The organism is Achromobacter sp. SLBN-14, from assembly GCF_006715415.1.
Taxonomy (GTDB): domain Bacteria; phylum Pseudomonadota; class Gammaproteobacteria; order Burkholderiales; family Burkholderiaceae_B; genus Achromobacter; species Achromobacter mucicolens.
The window spans coordinates 2,081,347-2,095,433 of record NZ_VFNE01000001.1; the positions used below are offsets into that span (position 1 = coordinate 2,081,347).

The 14,087-nt window shown below is 68.0% G+C and carries 14 protein-coding genes; 7 read left to right on the forward strand and 7 right to left on the reverse strand.

The features are described 5' to 3' along the window. The first annotated feature begins 107 nt into the window (after positions 1-107). Together FBY20_RS09490 and FBY20_RS09495 are read left to right on the forward strand one after the other, a co-directional pair. The gene (locus tag FBY20_RS09490; RefSeq protein ID WP_142051676.1) at positions 108-1,043 is read left to right on the forward strand and encodes an ornithine cyclodeaminase family protein; all 936 of its coding nucleotides are present in this window, start codon (positions 108-110) and stop codon (positions 1,041-1,043) included. Between the two features lie 47 nt (positions 1,044-1,090). Then, on the forward strand, positions 1,091-2,071 hold the full coding sequence (locus FBY20_RS09495) for a quinone oxidoreductase (protein WP_142051679.1): 981 nt from the start codon (positions 1,091-1,093) through the stop codon (positions 2,069-2,071). Positions 2,072-2,093: 22 nt separating this feature from the next. On the opposite strand, the gene FBY20_RS09500 is transcribed toward FBY20_RS09495, so the two are convergent. Further along, positions 2,094-3,029 (reverse strand): LysR family transcriptional regulator, encoded by a 936-nt coding sequence (locus FBY20_RS09500; protein ID WP_142051682.1) that lies wholly within the window; start codon positions 3,027-3,029, stop codon positions 2,094-2,096. Positions 3,030-3,125: 96 nt separating this feature from the next. Here FBY20_RS09500 and FBY20_RS09505 point away from each other — a divergent pair, with 96 nt between their 5' ends. Beyond that, complete coding sequence (locus FBY20_RS09505; RefSeq protein ID WP_142051685.1) at positions 3,126-4,346, forward strand: MFS transporter; 1,221 nt, start codon at positions 3,126-3,128, stop codon at positions 4,344-4,346. Between the two features lie 30 nt (positions 4,347-4,376). Here FBY20_RS09505 and FBY20_RS09510 read toward each other — a convergent pair whose 3' ends face one another. Together FBY20_RS09510 and FBY20_RS09515 are read right to left on the reverse strand one after the other, a co-directional pair. After that, entirely contained in the window at positions 4,377-5,270 is an 894-nt protein-coding gene (locus FBY20_RS09510; RefSeq protein ID WP_142051688.1) for a DUF4261 domain-containing protein, read from the reverse strand. A 96-nt stretch (positions 5,271-5,366) separates the two neighbouring features. Next, positions 5,367-6,269 (reverse strand): LysR substrate-binding domain-containing protein, encoded by a 903-nt coding sequence (locus FBY20_RS09515; protein ID WP_056319409.1) that lies wholly within the window; start codon positions 6,267-6,269, stop codon positions 5,367-5,369. 122 nt (positions 6,270-6,391) lie between these two features. On the opposite strand from FBY20_RS09515, the gene dkgB reads away from it, so the two are divergent. Then, complete coding sequence (gene dkgB, locus FBY20_RS09520; RefSeq protein WP_056319412.1) at positions 6,392-7,195, forward strand: 2,5-didehydrogluconate reductase DkgB; 804 nt, start codon at positions 6,392-6,394, stop codon at positions 7,193-7,195. A 51-nt stretch (positions 7,196-7,246) separates the two neighbouring features. On the opposite strand, the gene FBY20_RS09525 is transcribed toward dkgB, so the two are convergent. Beyond that, positions 7,247-8,155, reverse strand: coding sequence for a LysR family transcriptional regulator (locus FBY20_RS09525; RefSeq protein WP_056319414.1), 909 nt, complete (start codon positions 8,153-8,155; stop codon positions 7,247-7,249). A 120-nt stretch (positions 8,156-8,275) separates the two neighbouring features. Here FBY20_RS09525 and FBY20_RS09530 point away from each other — a divergent pair, with 120 nt between their 5' ends. Both FBY20_RS09530 and FBY20_RS09535 read left to right on the forward strand, forming a co-directional pair. After that, positions 8,276-9,268: a tripartite tricarboxylate transporter substrate binding protein gene (locus tag FBY20_RS09530; RefSeq protein ID WP_142051691.1), complete on the forward strand. Its 993-nt coding sequence runs from the start codon at positions 8,276-8,278 to the stop codon at positions 9,266-9,268. Continuing rightward, positions 9,265-10,461, forward strand: coding sequence for an amidase (locus FBY20_RS09535; RefSeq protein ID WP_142051693.1), 1,197 nt, complete (start codon positions 9,265-9,267; stop codon positions 10,459-10,461). Before FBY20_RS09530 ends, FBY20_RS09535 begins: the two co-directional genes overlap by 4 nt. Before the next feature lie 73 nt (positions 10,462-10,534). Here the strand turns inward: FBY20_RS09535 and FBY20_RS09540 are convergent, their stop codons facing one another. The 3 genes from FBY20_RS09540 to FBY20_RS09550 are packed head-to-tail and all read right to left on the reverse strand — an operon-like array spanning position 10,535 to position 12,401. Beyond that, positions 10,535-11,191 carry a DUF799 domain-containing protein gene (locus FBY20_RS09540; RefSeq protein ID WP_062840052.1) on the reverse strand — a complete coding sequence of 219 codons (657 nt, stop codon included), beginning with the start codon at positions 11,189-11,191 and terminating at the stop codon, positions 10,535-10,537. Further along, entirely contained in the window at positions 11,191-11,712 is a 522-nt protein-coding gene (locus FBY20_RS09545) for a DUF4810 domain-containing protein (RefSeq protein WP_142051696.1), read from the reverse strand. The genes FBY20_RS09540 and FBY20_RS09545 overlap by 1 nt, the downstream gene beginning before the upstream one ends. A gap of 11 nt (positions 11,713-11,723) precedes the next feature. Beyond that, entirely contained in the window at positions 11,724-12,401 is a 678-nt protein-coding gene (locus FBY20_RS09550; protein WP_142051699.1) for a CsgG/HfaB family protein, read from the reverse strand. 367 nt (positions 12,402-12,768) lie between these two features. Here FBY20_RS09550 and FBY20_RS09555 point away from each other — a divergent pair, with 367 nt between their 5' ends. After that, positions 12,769-14,076, forward strand: a complete 1,308-nt coding sequence (locus FBY20_RS09555; protein ID WP_142051702.1) for a chloride channel protein — start codon at positions 12,769-12,771, stop codon at positions 14,074-14,076. The last annotated feature ends 11 nt before the right edge of the window (positions 14,077-14,087 follow it).

Genomic DNA, 14,087 nt, shown 5'->3' on the forward strand with positions numbered 1-14,087 from the left:
GAGATTGCCCGCGCCACCGCGGGCAATTTCTTTTGGGTGCCGCCGCCTTCGCGCTGCTAGACTGCCCGGTGGCCCCTTGATTGACCGACCATGCAGGCAACGATCCGATGCGCTTAATCGACACCGAGCAGACCCGCAACGCCCTGTCCTTCGACACCGTCATTCCCGCCCTGCGGGACGCCTTCCGCGAAGGCGCCACGGTGCCCGCCCGCCACGTCCACGCCATCCAGTCCGGCAATGCGCACGGCACCTCGCTCATCATGCCCGCGTGGAGCGAACGCGGGTATTTCGGCGTGAAGATCATCAACATCTTCCCTGACAACACGCATCAGGGGCTGCCCGGCCTGCACGCCACCTACAACCTGTACAGCGCCAGGACGGGCGTGCCGGTCGCGCACGTGGACGGCGACATCGTCACCGTGTACCGCACCGCCGGCGCCGCCGCGCTGGGCGCGGACTACCTTGCCCGCGCCAATGCCCGCACGCTGCTCATCGTGGGTTCCGGACGCATCGCGGGACTGGTGGCGCAGGCCATGCGCACCGTGCGCCCGATCGAGCGTGTGCTGGTCTGGAACGTGCGGGCGGCGGGCGCCGAGGCGCTGGCGGCCCGCCTGCGCGGCGAAGGCTTCGATGCGCAAGCCGTGACCGACCTTCAGGCCGCCACCGGCCAGGCCGACATCGTCAGCTGCGCCACGCTGTCCACCGAACCGCTCATCCGCGGCGCGTGGCTGCGGCCCGGCACGCACCTGGACCTGATCGGCAGCTTCAAGCCCGAGATGCGCGAGAGCGACCCGGCCTGCTTTGACGGCACGACAGTCTACGTGGACACCGACGAAGCGCCCACCAAGTCCGGCGACCTGCTGTCGGCGTTCGAGGCCGGCGTGCTGACGCGCGAGGGCATCGCCGGCAATCTGCACCAGCTGGCGGCCGGCGAACGTCCGGGCCGAACCAACGATCAGGAAATCACGGTGTTCAAGGCCGTGGGCAGCGCGCTGGAAGACCTGACGCTGGCGACGCTGGTGTACGAATCCGTGAAGGACTGAAAGCCGGGCCCGCCGGCCCGCCAAAAAACCCCTGAAGGAGACAACGCATGACGCAGGCACGTTCCATCCAGTTGACCGAATTTGGCGGCCCGGAAGTCATGCGGTTCGCCGACACCGCGCTGCCGGCCCCCGGGTCCGGCGAGGCGCAGTTGCGGCAGACGGCCATCGGCTTCAATTACATCGACATCTACCAGCGCGCGGGCAAGTATCCGCTGCCCACGCCCACGGGGCTGGGCCATGAAGCGGCCGGCGTGATCGAGGCGGTGGGCGAAGGCGTGACCGACCTGCGCGTGGGCGACCATGTGGTCTACATGAACGCCGGCGTGGGCGCGTACGCCGACCGGCGCAACGTGCCGGCCGCGAAACTGGTGAAGATTCCCGCGGGCATCTCCGACGAGGACGCCGCGGCCGTCTTCTTCAAGGCCATGACGGCGCAATACCTGGTCAAGAAGACCTACGCGGTCCAGCCCGGCGACATCGTGCTGGTGCATGCCGCCGCCGTCGGGGTGGGTCAGATCCTGAGCGGCTGGGCGCATGCGCTGGGCGCCACCGTCATCGGCACGGCCGGCTCCGCCGCCAAATGCGACGTGGCCCGCGCGGCCGGCTGCGATGCCGCCATCGACTACTCGCAGGACGACTGGGTCCAGCAGGTGATCGCGGCCACAGGCGGCAGGAAGGCGCGCGTCGTCTATGACTCGGTGGCCCGCCACACGTTCATGGGATCGCTGGACTGCGCGGCGCCGTTCGGCATGGTCGTGCTGTTCGGCGCGGCCTCCGGCCCGGCGCCGGCCATCGACCCCGAACTGCTGAACAAGAAAGGGTGCCTGTTCCTGACGCGTCCATCCGTGTTTCCGCACAACGCGGATACGCAGACGTTCCGCGCCAATGCGGCGGACGTCTTTGACGCAATGCGAAGCGGCGCGGTCCGCGCGGCCATCGGTGCGCGCTACGACCTGACGCAGATCCAGGACGCGCATCGCGCCGCCGAGCGCCGCGCCGTCACCGGCGCCATCGTCATCACGCCCTGACCGGCAGGCGCGCGGACCGGCGTCAGTGTCCGGCCAGCTCCATCGGCAGATGCTCGCGCATGATCTCGATGAAGCGCCGCAGCCGCGCCGGCTGAAAGCGCGACGGCGCGTAGACCAGAAACACGGGCAGTGCGTCGGCGCGCCATTGCGGCGCCAGGTGCACGAGGCGGCCGGCAGCCAGATCGTCCTGCATGGCCCACGCGGACCCCAACGCGACGCCCAGCCCCTGGATGGCCGAATTGCGCAGCGCGTGCAGGCCGTCGGTGGACAGGCGCGGCTGGATATCGAAGCTTTGCCTGTCGCCGCTGCCGCAATGCGTCAGGGTCACCTCGGTGCGATAGAAGGTGCGCAGCGCCAGCCACGGCAGTCGCGCCAGTTCCGGCGGATCCTGCGGCACGGGCCCGCCGGCAAGCAGGTCCGGGGAGGCCACGACGATGCGCGGCACCTCGCCCAGCTTCACGGCGATCACCGACGGATCCGTCACGGCCCCGACCCGGATCGCGCAATCGACGTTTTCGGCGATCAGGTCCGGCATGCGGTCGTGCAGCAGCCATTCCACCCGCATGTTCGGATAGCGCTTCAGGTACTTGGCCAGCGGTTCGATGAACTGATCCTGGCCGAACACGTGCGGCGCTACCACGCGCAGCATGCCGGCGGGCTCGTCGCCCGCGCCGCGCACCTCGCTTTCGAATGAATGAAAGGTGGCGAGCAGCTCCTTGCCGCGTTCATAGCAGCGCTGCCCGTCTTCGGTCAGGCGGATGGCGTGGGTGGAGCGCTTGAGCAGCCGCACGCCCATCGTGCGTTCCAGCAATTGCAGGCGGCGGCTGACGGTGGGTTGCGTGCCGCCCATCTGGGCGGCGGCCGCCGACAAGCTGCCGGCCTCGACGATGCGCACGAAGGTTTCGATGAGCAGCATGCGGTCGGTGCCGGCGGCAACGGGGAGAGCGGGGGTGGTCATACGCCTATCGTATAACGGATGTACCCGAAGGTCGGCTACCAAAACCAGGGGTGAAAGCCCAGAATTTGCCCCGTACCAATGCCACCGGACACCACCATGTCATCCCCCATTTCCCACCCCTCCCTATCGCGCGGCCTGGTTTTCCTGCTGGCCGTGGGCGCCGGCCTGGGCGTCGCTTCCCTTTACTACAGCCAGCCGATGCTCGGCGTGCTGGGCGCGGACATCCACGCCAGCGCCGAGACGCTGGGCTGGATTCCGACGCTGACGCAGCTGGGCTACGCGTTCGGCATCCTGATGCTGGCGCCGTTGGGCGACCGGTATGACCGCAAGCGCATCATCCTGGTCAAGGCCGCCGTGCTGAGCCTGGCGCTGCTTCTGGCCGGCGCGTCGCCCACGATCGGACTGCTGCTGGCCGCCAGCTTCGCCATCGGCCTGTCGGCCACGCTGGCCCAGGACATCGTGCCGGCCGGCGCCCACCTGGCGCCGGCCGAGCAGCGCGGCAAGATCGTCGGCACCGTCATGACCGGCCTCTTGCTGGGCATCCTGCTCTCGCGGGTGGTCAGCGGATTCGTGGCCGAGCAATTCGGCTGGCGCATGATGTTCGCGGCCGCCGCCGTCAGCATCGTGGCGCTGGGCGCAGCCCTGTGGCGCGGCCTGCCGCGTTTCGAACCGTCGACGCGGCTGGCCTACAGTGCGTTGCTGGGCTCGCTGCTGACGCTGTGGCGCCAGCATCCCGGCCTGCGCCGCACCGCAACCGCGCAGGGCCTCTTGTCGCTGGGGTTCAGCGCCTTCTGGTCGACGCTGGCCGTGATGCTGCATGACGCGCCGTTCCACCTGGGCGCGGGCGCCGCGGGCGCGTTCGGCCTGGCTGGCGCCGCGGGCGCCCTGGCCGCGCCGCTGGCGGGCCGCGTGGCCGACACGCGGGGCCCGCTGGCCGTGGCCAGCCTGGGCGCCGGCCTGACGATGGTGTCGTTTGCCGCCATGATCTTCCTGCCTTTCCTGCCCCCGCACGCCGCGTTGTGGCTGATCGGCGGCGCCGCCGTCGGCTTCGACCTGGGCATCCAGACCTCGCTGATCGCGCACCAAAGCATCGTCTACGGCATCGACCCGGCCGCCCGCAGCCGCCTGAACGCCATCCTGATGACGGGCGTCTTCATCGGCATGGCCGCCGGCGGCGCACTGGGCAGCCTGGCGCTGGCCCACTGGGGCTGGACCGGCGTGACGCTGACCGCCGCCGGCGCCGCAGCCGCCGCCCTGGCCCTGCGCCTGTGGCCCGCCAATAACCGCAACGGCGAGGCCAGCCGCTACGCGGCGTAAGGATCCCGGGCTGGCGCCGCTTCGCGGTGCTTAACCTGGCGTATTGATCTGGTCGGCCGAGATGATCTCGGCCACCAGCACCTGCCCCGGGCCGTCCAGGAAATACTCTTCCTTGGCCGGCTCGCGCAGCTTCATGTAGGCGTCCTCGCCGATCTGCATGGTGTGGCCGGCGGCCAGTTCGGCGCCGCTTTCCAGCATGTAGCTCATGATGTTGTTGAACGTCGTCGAGTAGACCTCGCCTTCGTCATGCCCTGCCGCCAGCGCGGCGAAGTCCGGCAGGCCGAAGGCATCGCCGCCATACGTGCGCATCCATACGCCCTGCACGCCTTCGACTTCATACTTCACGAAACCGCAATACAGCATGTTCAGCGGCAGCGTGCGCAAGAGGTCCATGGTTTCCTCGCCCAGCGACTCGGCGGCGAACACGCCGGCTGGAAGTGACGTGTGCGCATGCTCGTTCAGGACCGCCAGCGCCTTGAAACCGGTCAATGCGCCCGCCACCGCCGCCAGCGCCACGTACTGCTCCAAGGGATCGGTTTCGAATCCCGCGTAGTACAGGATGATGTGGCTGGCGTGGGCGCGGACCTCGTCCTTCATCGCGGCGGGATAGTGCGATGGCGCGACGCAGGTCTCGAGCGCATCCTTTGGATAGGGCGCATTGAAGCCCACCAGCCGCACGACGTGCTTGTCCCAGCCGGCCATGCCCAGGAATTCCGGCATGTCGGGCGCGATTTCCGCGCGCGCCTTGGCCATCGTCGGATGGTAGGCGCGCAGCGCATCGGCCAGCGCCTCCTCGGTGATCGCGAGCGGTTCGGCGAACAGGACCTGCAGGCTCAACGGCTGCGCAATGTCCGGGTTGGCCAACAGGGCGGCGGAATCGGCGGATTCCTCGTTGCGGCCGAAGAAGCGGGAGAATATGCTCATACGTATCCAGGGTTCATCACAAAACGGGGACAGTATAAGGACGCGCCCCGCGCGCCTGCCGCCGGGGTCGCCATTGGATACATCTTCGTTGGTCCGCTATTCCTCGAAGCCGCGCGTACCCACCGTTTCGACCACGAAGTCGATGAAGGACTTGATGCGCGAGGAGATCGCCGTGTTCCGGTAGTACACCGCGTTGATCGGCTGCCTGACTTCAAGCAGCTGCTTCACGAAGAGCGGCTGCAGCGCGCCGCTTTTGCGGTCCGCGCGCGTCATGAAGTCGGACAGGCACACGATGCCGCCGTCGTTCAGCGCCAGCTGGCGCAGCGTCTCGCCGCTATAGGCGCGCACCTGCGGCTTGACGTGCACCGGCTGCCCGTCGGCATCGAGCAGCGGCCATTCGTTCAGCGCTTCCAGTTGCGCAAAGCCCAGCAACACGTGCGAGGCCAGGTCCGCCGCGCGGCGGGGCGTGCCGTGCCGCGCCAGATAACCCGGACTGGCCAGCACACGCACCCGGCTCGTGCCCAAGGCCACCGCGTGCAGCGACGAGTCCTTCAATCGCCCGATCCGAAAGGCCAGGTCGGTGCGCCGCTCCAAGAGGTCGATGTTGCCTTCGTTGCTGGTCAGTTCCAGCTCCACCTGCGGATAGCGCGTGCGATAGGCCGGCGCCAGCGGCGCGATGACATGCAGCATGAAGGGCGAGGCCGCATCCACGCGCAAGAGGCCGGCGGGCTGGTTGCGCCGCAGGTTCATCAGCTCTTCGGCTTCCTCGACCGACGCAATGATGCGGCGCGCCTGCTCCAGGTAGGCCTTGCCTTCTTCGGTCAGCGCCAGACGCCGGGTCGTGCGCCGCATCAGCGTGGTCTGCAGCTTTTCTTCAAGCCGGCTCATGGTGCGGCTGGTGGCCGAGACGGTCTGGCCCAGCACCTCGGCGGCAGCGGTGATCGAGCCGCTGTCCACGATGGCGATGAAGACCTGCATTTCGTCGAGGGTGGTTTTCATAGTTGACGTTTTATCAAAAGTCTTTCGCCGATACCGGTATTTTTTTGCAAGGGTAGGGCGGGCACACTACCGCCATCCCCGGACCTCGCCGGCCCGGCCCCGTACCCCCCCAGGAGTTTTCCATGCCCATTCCCGCCTTTGGCGTCGGCACCTTCCGCCTGCAAGGCCAGACCGTCATCGATTCCGTGCGCAACGCGCTGGACGTCGGCTATCGCGCGATCGACACGGCCCAGATCTACGAGAACGAGGCCGACGTCGGCCAGGCCATCGCGGAATCGAACGTGGCCCGCGCGGACCTCTACATCACCACCAAGATCTGGGTGCCCAACTACGCCAAGGACAAGCTCGTCCCCAGCCTGAAGGACAGCCTGGCCAAGCTGCGGACTGACTATGTGGACCTGACGCTGATCCATTGGCCCGCACCGGACAACGGTGTGTCCGTCGACGAATTCATGACGGCGCTGGCCGAGGCCAAGGCGCAGGGCCTGACGCGACAGATCGGGATTTCCAACTTTCCCATCGCCGAGACGCGGGCAGCCATCGCCGCCGTGGGCCGCGACCAGATCGCCACCAACCAGATCGAGCTCAGCCCCTACCTGCAGAACCGCAAGCTCACCGCGTTCCTGCAGGAAGCGGGCATCCCCGTGACCTCGTACATGACGCTGGCCTACGGCAAGGTGCTCAAGGATCCGGTCATCGGCCAGATCGCGCAGCGCCACGCGGCCACGCCCGCGCAGGTCGCGCTGGCCTGGGCCTTGCAACTGGGTTATGCCGTGATCCCGTCGTCCACCAAGCGCGAAAACCTGGCCAGCAACCTGCTCGCCCAGGACCTGCGCCTGACGGACGAAGACATGGCGCAGATCGCCGCGCTGGAACGCAACGGCCGCGAAGTCAGCCCGGAAGGTCTGGCGGCGGACTGGGACTGAACTCTCAGCACCGGTAACGGCGCGCGCAGCGCGCACCATGCACAGGCGTCATCACGGCGCCTTCTGGCGTGGCTGCTGCTTGGTGTCCCGCATGATCGCCACGAAGGCATCCACCGCGGGATTGCGATGATCCGGGTGGCGCGCGGCCGCCAGCTCGGCGCGGAACGCGCCGCGCCCCCGGATGCCGACGTAGGCAAGGATGTCCATGCGCATCCGCGCCAGCGACGCCGGCACCACGGCCGCGCCAAATCCCGCTTCCACCAGCGTCAGGATCGTCGGGATCATGCTTTCCTGCACGATGTTCGCGGGCTTGCCGGCGGCTTCGATCATCTGCCGCAGCACCTGGCTGAAGTAACGCGACCGGTCGCGCGCATACCCCACGATCGGCAGATCCAGCACCTGCTCCATGGTCACCCAGCGTTTCGCCGCTAGCGGATGGCCGCGGCGCAGCGCCAGCACCATGGGCTCGGAGTACAGGGGCACGGGCGACAGGTCCGCATCCGCAAAAGGCGGACGCAAGAGAGCCAGATCCAGCCGCCGCTGATGCAGCGCCTCCGGCATCTCGCTCGAATTCATTTCCTGCAGGTCCAGCACCACGCCCGGATAGCGCTGTCGGAACGCGAACAGCGCCTGCGGCACGTTCGAATAGGCGGCGCTGGGCGTGAGCCCAATCGTGAGTTGTCCGGCTTCGCCGCTGGCCGCCTGCCGCACGTGCCGCACCGTGGCCTCGTGTTCGGCGGCCATCTGCCGCACGCGGCGTTGCAGCTCGGCGCCGGCCGCCGTAAGTTTGACCGTGCGCGTGGTGCGTTCCAGAAGCTGCACGCCCAATTCCTCTTCAAGCTTGCGCACGCTTTGGCTCAGCGGAGGCTGGCTCAGATGCAGACGCTGCGCCGCGCGGCCGAAATGCAGCTCTTCGGCCACCACGGCAAACACCTGAAGCAGACGGCTGTCGATCAGCATTTATTTTCCTGGCGAATCAATAACGGGAGAATAAGGTATTAGACATCCTAATGGCAGCTTCCTACCATGCAGGCACAATCCACGGGCCCGTACTGCGGCCCTCATGACAAGGGAAATGCCATGCCTGCTGCGTCCTTCACCCTCAAGCTTCTGGCCGGCGCCTTCGCGGCCGGTCTCTGCCTTGCCTCGCCCGGCGCGCTGGCGCAAGCCGCCTATCCGGCGCAGGCAATCAAGTTCATCGTGCCGTACGCGGCCGGCGGCAGTTCCGACACGCGCTCGCGCCAGTTGGCGCAGAAGCTCAGCGATTCGCTGGGCGTGCCCGTTGGGGTCGACAACAAGCCCGGCGCCAGCGGCAACATCGGCACCGCGCAGATCGCGTCCGCCAAGCCAGACGGCTACACGATCGGCCTGGGCAACTTCGCGCCCATGTCAGTGAACAAAGCGCTCTACACGATGCCTTTCGATCCGGCCAAGGACATCGCGCCCGTGGCCCTGATCGAGCGGGGCCCGATGGCGCTGGGCGTCAGCAGCAAATCGCCTTATGCCGACCCCGCCGCGCTCATCCGCGATGCCAAGGCCAATCCGGAAAAGCTCAACTACGCCTCCACCGGCGCGGGCAGCGCATCGCACTTGAGCACGGAGCTGTTCAAGGAGCAGGCGGGCGTCAACGCGACCCACGTGCCGTACCGCGGCGGCGCGCCGGCCGTGAACGACCTGATCGCCGGCAACGTGGATTTCTACATCGAACTGCCTAGCCTGTTCCTGCCGCACGCGGCCGGCGCCGACGCCCGCATCAGGATGCTGGCCGTCGCCGCGGACAAGCGCGCACCCGGCCTGCCGGACGTTCCCACCTTCAAGGAACTGGGAATGCCGGACATGGTGGTCTCGAACTGGTTCGGCGTGATCGCCCCCGCCGGCACGCCGCCCGAGGTAATCAAGACGCTAAACGAGCACATCAACCGCGCCCTGCAGGACAAGCAGTACCGCGCCGTGGTGGAGTCGCAGGGCGGCGAGGTTGCCGGGGGCACGCCGGAGCAGTTCGGCGACTTCATCGCCAGCGAAAACGCGCGGTGGACGCAGTTGATCCAGCAAAAGCAGATCAAGGTTCAATGATGCGGGCAGCGCACGAAGCCCTTGCGCTCAGCAAGGCGGGGGATGCGCAGGTCCAGGCCTGGGTCTGCCTGGCCGACGAGGCCTCGGTCGCGGTGCCAGCCGGCCAGGGTCCGCTGGCCGGCGCTGCCTTCGGGGTCAAGGATGTGATCGACGTCGCCGGCCTGCCGACGCGCTCGGGCTCCGCTGCGGAATCGGCGGAACCGGCGCGGCTCGACGCAAGCTGCGTCACGCAGTTGCGCGATGCCGGCGCGGTGCCGATCGGCAAGACGGTCACCGCCGAATACGCCTACGTCACGCCGGGCCCGACCCGCAATCCGCGCCACCTGGCGCATACACCGGGCGGCTCATCAAGCGGCTCGGCGGCGGCCGTCGCGGCGGGCATGGTCGACCTGGCGCTGGGCACGCAGACGGGCGGGTCCATGATCCGCCCCGCCGCGTTCTGCGGCGTGGTGGGGTTCAAGCCGACCTTCGGGAGGGTGCATCGGCAGGGCATGCACGTGCTATGCGATTCGCTGGACACCATCGGCTGGTTTACGCGCGACGTGAAACAGTCGCAAGCGGTGGCGTCCGTGCTGCTTCCCGGGTTGGCCGCGCATCGCCCGGACCGACCGCCCCGTGTTGCGTTGCTGACCTGCAGCGCCATCGGCGACCTGAGCGGTGCCGCGCGGCGAGCGCTAAACGATTGCGCGGCCACGCTGCGCGAGCACGGCGCCCACATCGACGCGCCGGACGTGGACGCGGACCTGCAGGCGCTCCTGGCTATCCACGCGCAAACCATGCTCGCTGAACTGGCGCGCGGCCTGCTGCCGGTGGTTCGCGGGCCGCACGGCCATCTGCTGTCGCCGGCGCTGCGCACGGCGATAGACCGGGGATTGGCCATTACCCATGCCGAGTACGCAGCGCTGCAGCGACGCCGCGCGCGGCTGGGCGGCGAATGGCTCGAGCGCTTTGGCGCCGTGGACTTCATCGTCACCCCCAGCGCCCCGTCCGAGGCGCCCGAAGGCACGCGATCGACAGGCTCGTCGCTGTTCAACCGCGTATGGTCGCTGTTGGGCTGGCCGGCGTTGCACCTGCCCACCGCGCATGCGGACAACGGTTTGCCGGTGGGCGTGCAGTGGGTGGCGCGAACCGACGAGGATCAGGCCCTGCTTGGCTGGGCCCGGAAACTGCACCCGCTCGTGCAGCGCACTTGATCACCCAGGCGTCGAAACAAAATCGCCCGCGCGCCGAAACTGGCGCGCGGGCGTAAGCCGTCATCCGGCGGGTTTACTGTGCTTCGTAACGCGGCGAGCGCGGTCCGTACAGGATGCCGCCGGGGGTGCCGGCGCTGAGCAGCAGGTTGTTCGTCATGCCGGCCACGCTGTAGCTGCGGTCCGTCAGATTGTTGATCACCTGATCCACCACGGCCTGCACCAGCATGCCGATCAGGCCGCCGTTGCTGTTGTTGTTGGCGTGCACCACCTGCTTCGTGCCGCTCCACAGCTTGGCGCCGTTGCGCAGGTCGAGCAGTTCCGCGTCGATCGAGACCGTGACCGTGCTGGACAGGACCGCGTAGCTGGACCCGTACTGCTTGACGGTCATGTACAGCGCCGCATCGGCGCCGAAGATCTCGCGCAGCTTGACGGCCGGCAGTTCATGGATGTCGTCGGGCGAAGTCAGGCCGTTCTGTTTGAACGTCTCTTCCATGACGCCGACCGGAATCACGTAATAGCCGGATTCAGCGAGCGGGCGCGTGGCCTGCGAGAGCACGGCCGAGGTGGCCGCCACATCCACCGACGTGTTCAGCGGCGGCAACACCAGGATCGACGCCGGCTTGCTTTCGCGAAACGCGGTGTAGTCGACATGCTTCTGCGGCGGCGCCACGCAACCCGTCAACAGCGCCGCGAGGGCCACGAGGCCGGCGCGCATGAGTGTGTGCATCATCACGATCCTTTCTTCAACGTGCCAGCTTCGGCGGGCGCGGCGGGGCTGGCGGCGGCGGGGCTGGCGGTAGTGGGCGCCCCCGGGGCGGACGCCCCCGCTGGCAAGCCTTCGCCCGTTGCGGCGACGGTCTGCGGCTTGCCCGCGTTGCGCAGCAGGAAGTCCATGAACGGCGCGGCTTCCGGGAAGGCGGCCTTCTCGCCCTGCATTTGCTCGACGCCCTTGTCGCCTTCGCCCATCTTCAGGTAGAGCATGCCCAGATGCGCGCGAAAGCCGGGCGGCAGCTCGGCGTTGGCCGCGCGCGCCGTCTCGATGTTCTTCTCCATGGCGAGCGTCTGCGTCGCGTAATCGCCGCCGTCGTCCTTCAGGTAGGCGTAGACCGAGCCCTCGTAGGACTGCCAGCTATACAGGGACTTGGGCTGCTGCACGCAGGCCGACAGCACGCCGGCCAGGCCCACGATCACCAGTGCGCGGACGACGCGCGCGCAGGTGGCGCCGCCGCGGAGATTGAAATGGTTTGCCATGCGCGCCTCTCTTAGTTGCGTGCGGGCTGCCAGGCGCCCTGCTCGATGCCGTCGACCAGACGGTCCACGGCTTCACGGATGGCCAGGTCCAGCACCTTGCCGTTCAGGGTGGAGTCGTAGCCGGCCGTGCCGCCAAAACCGACGACTTCGCGGTTGGACAGGCTGTATTCGCCGGCGCCCGAGGCGGAATAGACCACTTCCGAGGTCGTCGCATCCACCACGTTCAGGTCGACCTTCGCGTAAGCCACCTGCTCCTTGCCGCGGCCCAGGATGCCGAACAGTTGCTGGTCGCCGGTGACCTTGCGGCCGAAGGCCGTCACATCGCCCGTGACGACGTAGCGCGCGCCCTTGATCTGCGCGGCCTTCTTGTTGAACGCGGCTTCCTGGGCGATTTCGGACAGGTTGTCACGGTCCATCACCTGGAATCGGCCGCTGCGCTGCAGGTGGCTGACCAGAATCGTCTTGGCTTGGCCGCCCAGCCGGTCCACGCCATCCGAGAACACGCCGCGCAGGTAGTTGGTGCGGTTGTCGAACTTGCCGACCGAAATGGGGCTGCGCACGCCCGCGTAGGGCTTGCTGGCGGCGGCGACGGCCGGCACGGCCAAGGCTTGCGAACGCTCGGTCGCGCAGCCGGCCATCACACCCGACAACAGCGCCAGCGCGCCGATCTTCATCGCCTTGTTCAACATCGTTCTCTGGTAAAGCGCCACTTCTTCACTCCCGTTACGCGTGGGTCATCGAGGACGCGACGGTAGCAATGCCTCGAATCGGTTGAAATCGGACTGGGACTAAATGCTCCGCGTTGCTCTGCGTGGCGCCCGTCCATCGAATGGAACGGGAAGTATAAGTACTGAATTACTTGGATACTATTTGAAATAAAGCCGAAGTTTGGGCGGTATTTGACGGCAAGCAAGAGAATTCGGGATTAATGCCTAACCAATTGGTATGGGTTTCCGGCTGGTAATGGCCGCTTTTAAAGGAACGGCCCCTACACTGCCTCATCGCAATGCGCGCCTCGATGCGTCGGCGCGCCAAACGACAGGAGCCCATCCTGGTATGAACGACCTGAAGCCCGATGATCCGTCCTGGCTGCGCCCGCGTTTCCTGCTCGCGGTGATCCTGACCGGCCTGTTCGCGGGGCTGGGCGGCATGTTGCTCGGAATGCTGCTCCATGCCGTGCAGCATCTGGCATATGGCTACGCCGAGGGCCAGATCGTCAACCACGAGACCTTCCTGGAAGGCGTGCAAGCCGCCAGCGGCGCGCGCCGCGTGATGGCGCTGGTGCTGTGCGGCGTGGCGGCCGGTGGCGGATGGTGGCTGATCTATCGCTATGGCCGTCCTCTGGTCAGCGTGAAGGCGGCGGTATCCGACGCCACGCGCGGGATGCCTGCGCTGACGACGATGGCGCATGCCATCCTGCAGATCGTGACGGTGGGGCTGGGCTCGCCGCTGGGGCGCGAGGTGGCGCCGCGCGAGGTCGGCGCGTTGGCAGGCGGCCGATTGGCCGCGCTGCTGCGCCTGCCGCCCGCGCAGCACAGTCTCGTCATTGCCTGCGGCGCGGGCGCGGGGCTGGCCGCCGTGTACAACGTGCCGCTCGGCGCGACGCTCTTTGTCCTGGAGGTGCTGGTGGGGTCGTTCGCCTGGCCCGCCGTGGCCGCGGCGCTGGCGGCTTGCTGCATCGGCGCGGTGGTGGCCTGGGCGGGCTTGGGCAACGTGATCCAGTACGCCGTTCCCCCCATGCAGATCAGTTCCAGCCTGGTCGTCTGGGCCATCGTCGCCGGGCCTGTCTTCGGCGGCGCGGCCCACGTCTGGCAGCGGCTGACCGACGCCGCGCGCCGCAATGCGGCACGGGGCTGGCGGCTGCCCGTGGCGTGCCTGATCAATTTCACCCTGCTCGGGCTGCTTGCGATCTACCTGCCCGCGCTGCTGGGCAATGGCAGGGGCCCGGCGCAACTGAGCTTTGACAATGACCTGACCCTCGCCCTGGCGGCCACGCTGGCGCTGATGAAAGTGGCCGTCGTCGTCTTCACGCTGCGCGCCGGCGCGGCGGGCGGTCTGCTTACCCCCGCCGTTGCCGTGGGCGCGTCGATGGCGGTCGTGCTGGGCGGCCTGTGGAGCATCGCCTGGCCCGACTCGCCGCCCGGCGCGTTTGCCGTCGTGGGCGCCGCCGCCTTTCTGGCCTCGTCGATGCGCATGCCGCTCACGGCGGTGGTGCTGATCCTGGAGTTCACCCGGGTCGACCAGGCCTTTCTCGTTCCCGTCATCGTGGCCGTGGCCGGCTCGGTGCTGGCAAGCCGTTACTGCGACGCTCGCGGCGCGCGGCTTGCCCCCGCCTCCGACGCCGCCGCGCGCAACGCACCCTGAGTTCCGGAGAT